The sequence below is a fragment of the Holdemanella sp. MSK.7.32 genome, assembly GCF_024460475.1.
GTDB lineage: Bacteria > Bacillota_I > Bacilli_A > Erysipelotrichales > Erysipelotrichaceae > Holdemanella.
Map to the genome: position 1 here is coordinate 1 of NZ_JANFYN010000070.1, position 7217 is coordinate 7217.

Below are 7217 nucleotides of genomic sequence, written 5' to 3' on the forward strand. Positions count from 1 at the left end.
AAATCATCAAATAAATCAAACATTGGATAGTACTTCATAAATATCGCCTCCTGATTACTAGATTATGAAATCTATCTTCAAGTTACGGGATATCTTTTGACTTATCTCTAACTTCAATTATCATTATAGTCACTTTTTTTAGCACTGTCAACACTTAAGTGCTAATTTTTATAAAAAAAAATAAAGTGTGATTTCTCACACTCTATTTACCCATTTCATTCATAGAAATCATTGAGAAACTCAAAGATTCCAATACTTTAATTAAGGCATGTGCCGTATCTAAACTTGTCATACAAGAAATGTTATTTTCTGCAGACACACGACGAATCAAGAATCCATCTTTACTTGTAGAATTATCTTTATTTGACATTGTGTTGATGACAAAGTTTACATGTCCATGACGAATAATATCCAATACGGTTTCATTTCCATTATCCTCATTGACTTTGGCCGCTACATGTACAAATAAGCCATTATCTTCTAAGAATTTAGCTGTACCCTTCGTCGCATAAATTCCGTATCCAATGTTATAGAAACGTTTTGCGATTTCTAAAGCATCCTGTTTATTATCATCATCAATTGTTAGTAATACACTTCCATGTAAAGGAATATTGATTCCTGAAGCTACTAAAGCTTTGTACAATGCTTTTTCTAAGTTGACATCACTACCCAAAGCCTCACCTGTAGATTTCATTTCAGGTCCTAACACTGTATCTACACTACGTAATTTCGCAAATGAGAATACTGGTGCTTTGACAAAGACTCTTTCTTTATCTTCAGGATGGTATCCTGGTGTTAAGCCTTGATCTTCAATACTTTCACCTAATACACACTTAGTCGCAATTTGAGACATAGGAACACCTGTAATCTTAGATAAGAATGGTACGGTACGAGAGGAACGTGGGTTTACCTCTAATACATAAACATTATTTTCTTTATCTACAATGAACTGAATGTTATATAAACCAACAAATTCAAAGCCTTCACCAATTCTTGTTCCATAATCAATGATCGTTTCTTTCACCTTCTCATTGATGATCTGTGTAGGATATACACTAATTGAGTCACCAGAGTGAATACCCGCACGCTCGATATGTTCCATTACACCTGGAATATATACGTTCTTTCCATCCGCAATCGCATCGATTTCTAGTTCTTTACCAACAATGTATTTATCAACTAAGATTGGTGCATCATGACTGATTTCCTTTACGGCTGTTGCCATATATACTCTTAATTCATCATCATTATGTACGATTTCCATTGCACGACCACCCAATACATAGCTTGGACGAACAAGTACTGGATAACCAATCTTATTGGCGATTACTAGTGATTCTTCAACAGTTACTGCAGTTTCTCCTTGTGGTTGAGGAATATTCAATTTATGTAACATAGCTTCAAATTCATGACGGTCTTCCGCTAAATCAATAGAGTGTAGTGAAGTACCTAGAATCTTAACGCCATGTTCTACTAATGAATCTGCTAAGTTGATAGCGGTTTGTCCACCAAATTGAACAATAACACCCAATGGTTTTTCTAAATCAATTACGTGCATTACATCTTCTGTAGTTAGTGGTTCAAAATACAATTTATCACTAATTGAGAAATCGGTTGATACAGTTTCAGGGTTGTTGTTGATGACGATGGCTTCATAGCCTTCTTCACGTAAAGTCTGTACACAATGTACTGTCGCATAGTCAAACTCAACACCTTGTCCAATACGAATTGGTCCTGAACCTAATACAACGATTTTTTTACGGTCTGTTACCTCAGATTCGTTCTTATGTTCATAACTTGAATAGAAGTATGGAGTTGCACTCTTAAACTCACCCGCACAAGTATCTACCATCTTATATACTGGCATGATTCCATTTTCTTTACGCAAGTTATATAAATCAAATTCTTTCATATCCCAATTACGTGCAATGTAGCTATCCGCAAAACCATATTTCTTTAATTTACGTAAAACTTCAACATCTTTGGGATTTTCCATCATTAGCTTTTCTAAACTGATAATTCTTGACAAGTGGCACAAGAAGAAATTATCCATCTTCGTTACATTATGAATTGTCTCCATATCATATCCATCACGAAGCCATTGTGTAACCGCAAAGATTCTTTCATCATCACACTTCTTGATTTTTTCAAGTAATTCTTCTTTAGATAATCCAACCAATTCTTTTTTGTATACATGATCTACTTTCATCTCTAAAGAACGAACTGCCTTCAAGAAAGATTCTTCAAAGTTACGTCCAATCGACATAATTTCACCCGTCGCCTTCATCTGTGTTCCTAAATGACGATCTGCATTAGGGAACTTATCAAATGGGAAACGTGCAAACTTAGTTACAATATAGTCTAATGCAGGTTCAAAACATGCATAACTTGTTTTAGTGATTGGGTTGATAATCTCATCCAAACCTAAACCAACCGCTAATTTAGCACTAATCTTCGCAATTGGATAACCTGTTGCCTTACTTGCCAAGGCTGATGAACGAGATACACGAGGATTAACTTCGATGACATAATATTTGAAACTATCTGGATTCAATGCCAACTGAACGTTACATCCACCACAGATCTTCAATGCACGAATGATTTTTAAAGATGCATTACGAAGCATTTGATTTTCACGATCTGTCAAAGTTTGAACTGGCGCAACAACCGTACTGTCTCCAGTATGCACACCTACTGGATCAATATTTTCCATGTTACATACAACAATCGCATTATCTTTGGCATCGCGCATTACTTCATATTCAATTTCTTTATATCCTGCAATACTTTGTTCAATCAAACATTGATGAACTGGACTTGCCTTTAAACCTGAATCACAAATTTCACGAAGTTCAGCCTCATCATCGGCAAAACCTCCACCAGTTCCACCAAGTGTATAAGCTGGACGAACAACTAATGGATATCCTTCGCGTTTTGCGAATTCAACAGCTTCTTCTACAGTATGAACAATCATACTTTCTGGTACTGGCTCATTGATTTCCTGCATTAAAGAACGGAACAATTCACGGTCTTCTGCACGGTTGATCGCATGTAAATCTGTACCTAAAATTTCTACACCAAACTCATCCAAAATTCCATCTTCATGTAATTCTACAACTAAGTTTAATCCGGTTTGACCACCTAATGATCCTAAAATGGCATCTGGTCTTTCTTTATAGATAACACGTTTTGCGAAGTCTACTGTTAAAGGTTCAATATAAACACGATCCGCAATCGCTGTATCTGTCATGATTGTAGCAGGGTTAGAGTTAATTAAGATAACTTCATATCCTTCTTCACGAAGAGATTGACATGCTTGGCTTCCAGCATAATCGAATTCAGCAGCCTGACCAATGATAATTGGGCCAGAACCGATAACTAAGATTTTTTTGATATCTGTACGTTTAGGCATTTTTATTCTCCTCCATTAATTCAATAAATTGATCAAACAAGTAACGAGAATCTTCTGGTCCTGCACTTGCTTCTGGGTGATATTGCACCGCAAAACAAGGATAGTCTTTATGACGAACACCTTCACAACTCTTATCATTTAGTGCTTGGTGTGTCATTTCCAAACGAGTATCCTTCAAGCTATCAATATCTACCGCAAAGCCATGGTTTTGAGAAGTAATTTCCACTTTACCAGTTGATAAATTAACAACTGGATGGTTAGCACCACGGTGTCCAAACTTTAATTTATATGTTTTTGCACCACAAGCTAAAGAAATCAACTGGTGACCTAAACAAATTCCAAATACGACAGTCTGAGGAATCAATTCCTTGATAGTCTCGATTGCGACTTGTACATCCGTTGGATCTCCAGGCCCATTTGACAACATAACGCCATCTGGGCAATATGACATAATTGTACTTGCTGGTGTATCATATGGAACTACTACTAAATCGCATCCACGCTTTGATAGCTCACGAACAATCCCTAATTTTGCTCCAAAATCCATCAACACAACTTTTTTGCCACGATTTGGGATTGGGAATACCTTATTTGTAGAAACACGAGCCACTTGATCATGTAAAAAATCAGCTGCTTTTAAGCCTGCAACAATCGCATCCACATCGGCATCCACATCAGCCATAACAGCCTTCATTGTACCTACATTACGAATCTTCATTGTGATTTCACGTGTATCAATATCATAAATACCTGGAATATTTTCTCTTTTTAAGAAATCATCCAAAGTTTCCTGGCTTCTAAAATTACTTGGGAATTCACAATAATCTTTAATTACAAATCCAAATACACATGGAACCATGCTTTCATTATCATCACGATTGATTCCATAGTTTCCAATCAATGGATATGTCATCATTACAATCTGACCACAATATGAATTATCTGTTAAAATCTCTTGATAACCCGTCATTGAAGTATTAAATACCAATTCACCGATTTGGAAGTTGTCACTACCAAATGCAGTTCCACGATATACACTTCCATCTTCTAAAATTAAAAGTCTTTCCATAATTTGTCCTTTCTTTTATTTACTCAAAAAAAAGATTAGCAAATAAACGCATTGCCAATCTTTAAATGGAACTATTAAAAAGTATAGCACTACGAAGAATACTATTCATCTCGATCACTGACGTTTTTTTCACAAACAAAGCTGGATTCTTGATCATACGTATCCTCCTTTTGAAAAAATACTATATTTCCCTGTTTAGTATACTACCACAAATCATAAAAATTTCAATAAAAAAGTGTAAAAACAAGATGTGATTTCTCACACCTTATTTTGACATAGTTGCTTCAATTTCCTTATATGTTTCAACTGGGTTAGCACTCTTCGTAATTGAACGACCAACTACGATATAGTCACAACCTTGTTCTTTCGCAAATGCAGGAGTAGCCACACGTTTTTGATCATCCTTAGAATCACTTGCCAAACGAATACCTGGAGTTACTGTTAAGAAGTCTTCCCCACAAGCTTCATGAATCGCCTTAGCTTCATGTACGGAACATACAACACCATCTAAGCCTGCTTCTTTGGCATTTTTCGCATATTTAATAACACAATCAATCACTTCACCTGGAATTCCTAATTCGTTATTCATAGCTTCTTTAGAAGTGCTTGTAAGCTGAGTTACACCGATACACATAGGACGTTTTCCATCTTTAGCCCCTTCATTCAAACCATCAATGGCAGCCTTCATCATCGCAATACCACCAGCACAGTGTACATTGACAATATCTACACCTAAGTTCGCTAAGTTTTTCATTCCACCCTTAACTGTGTTTGGAATATCATGCAATTTCAAGTCTAAGAAAATGTGGTGACCCATTTCCTTCACTGTTTTTACCATTTCTAAACCACACGCATATGTTAATTCCATACCAATCTTTACATATACAGGTTCATCAAATTGTTTTAAGAAATCTACAACTTCTTCTTTACTAGAAAAATCTAGTGCTACAATTGTCTTACTCATTATTTAAAACTCCTTCCAACTGCTTCTTCAATATTCTTATATCCATATTTCTCTAATACTTTTGGAAGATCCTCAATGATTTTTGGACATACATAAGGATCCACAAAGTTTTGGGCACCCACTTCAACAGCACTTGCCCCAGCATTTAAGAATTCCAATACATCTTCTGCACAAGTAATTCCACCAACACCAATGATTGGAATATTTACAGCTTGTGCCACTTGATATACCATTCTTAAGGCAACTGGCTTAATGGCAGGACCAGAAAGACCACCTGTCACATTGGCAAGTAATGGTTTTCCCGTCTTCAAATTGATGCGCATACCCATTAAAGTATTGATCAATACAATACCATCTGCACCGGCTTCTTCAACAGCTTTGGCAATTTCTACAATATCTGTTACGTTTGGTGATAACTTCACATATACAGGTTTTGTAGCTGCTTCCTTACAAATCTTAGTCACATGTGCTGCAAGTTCAGGCTTTGTACCCAAACCAATACCACCATGTTTTACATTAGGACAAGAAATATTTAATTCATACGCCTTGATTACTGGCTGATCATTTAATTTCTTGATAACCTCTACATAATCTTCTTCACATGCACCCGCCACATTGGCCATGATTTCTGTATCATACTGTGCAAGGAATGGAAGTTCATTTTTGATAATTGAATCTACACCCTTATTTTGTAGACCAATCGCATTCAACATTCCCATTGGAGTTTCGGCAATTCTTGGTGTAGGATTTCCAAAACGCTCTTGTGGCGTAGCCGATTTAATGGCAATACCACCTAATACGCTCAAATCATATAGTTCGGCATATTCTTTACCAAATCCAAAACATCCACTAGCTGGAATAATTGGATTTTTTAAATTTAATCCAGGTAGTTTTACTGAAATATCCATTATAAAGCCACCTTTCTCATTTCAAATACAGGACCATCCTTACATACACGTAATGAATGTCCTTCTACATCTTTCACAACACATCCCATACAAGCACCAAGACCACATGCCATACGAGCTTCTAATGAAATATAGCCTTCACTATATTGTTCATTGATTGCCTTCAACATAGGTAAAGGTCCACAACTTAATACAAATTTACATGTTACATTGTTTTCTTTAATCGCATCTAATGCTGTACCCTTTGTACCTAATGAACCATCCATTGTTGCGACATATACATCGCATCCTAAAGTCTTGAATTCATCCACATAGAATACGCTACCTGCATCATTTGCACCTAGAACAACGGTTACACGTGCATTTTTACTTAAATATTGTTTGGCTGTTTCATATAGTGGTGGTACACCAACACCTCCACCAATCAATAATACTTCTTCTTTGTCTTCAATCGGAAAACCATTTCCAAGTGGACCAAAGATATCTAATTGTCCTTCAAGTTCAGTCATTTTTAAAGTACCTTCACCAAGCACTTTGTAGATAATGACTAAAACATCTTCCTTAATTTCACTAATCGAGATAGGTCTTCGCAAATAGAAACCTGGAACTGTGATTTCAATGAATTGACCAGGCTTAGCTGTTTTAGCTAAGTCTGTTTTCAATTCCATTTTCCAAATATCTTTTGCGATTTTGACATTCGATAGAATTTTCGCAAATTCCTGCATACTATTTCCCCATTTCATTCATAGAAACCATTGAGAAACTCAATGACTCTAAAACTTTCACTAATGCATTCGCTGTATCTAAACTTGTCATACAAGAAATGTTATTTTCTGCAGACACACGACGAATCAAGAATCCATC

5 protein-coding genes are annotated in these 7217 nt (G+C 36.0%); all 5 read right to left on the minus strand.

Annotation, left to right across the window (positions count from 1 at the left end):
- Positions 1–202 precede the first annotated feature (202 nt).
- Positions 203–3412: a carbamoyl-phosphate synthase large subunit gene (gene carB, locus NE544_RS11310; RefSeq protein WP_256269407.1), complete on the minus strand. Its 3210-nt coding sequence runs from the start codon at positions 3410–3412 to the stop codon at positions 203–205.
- Positions 3405–4484 carry a glutamine-hydrolyzing carbamoyl-phosphate synthase small subunit gene (gene carA, locus NE544_RS11315; protein WP_256269410.1) on the minus strand — a complete coding sequence of 360 codons (1080 nt, stop codon included), beginning with the start codon at positions 4482–4484 and terminating at the stop codon, positions 3405–3407. The genes carB and carA overlap by 8 nt, the downstream gene beginning before the upstream one ends.
- A 262-nt stretch (positions 4485–4746) precedes the next feature.
- Complete coding sequence (gene pyrF / locus NE544_RS11320) at positions 4747–5445, minus strand: orotidine-5'-phosphate decarboxylase (protein WP_003866099.1); 699 nt, start codon at positions 5443–5445, stop codon at positions 4747–4749.
- Positions 5445–6353: a dihydroorotate dehydrogenase gene (locus tag NE544_RS11325; RefSeq protein ID WP_118114657.1), complete on the minus strand. Its 909-nt coding sequence runs from the start codon at positions 6351–6353 to the stop codon at positions 5445–5447. The genes pyrF and NE544_RS11325 overlap by 1 nt, the downstream gene beginning before the upstream one ends.
- Positions 6353–7078 carry a dihydroorotate dehydrogenase electron transfer subunit gene (locus NE544_RS11330; RefSeq protein ID WP_118114658.1) on the minus strand — a complete coding sequence of 242 codons (726 nt, stop codon included), beginning with the start codon at positions 7076–7078 and terminating at the stop codon, positions 6353–6355. The genes NE544_RS11325 and NE544_RS11330 overlap by 1 nt, the downstream gene beginning before the upstream one ends.
- Positions 7079–7217 lie beyond the last annotated feature (139 nt).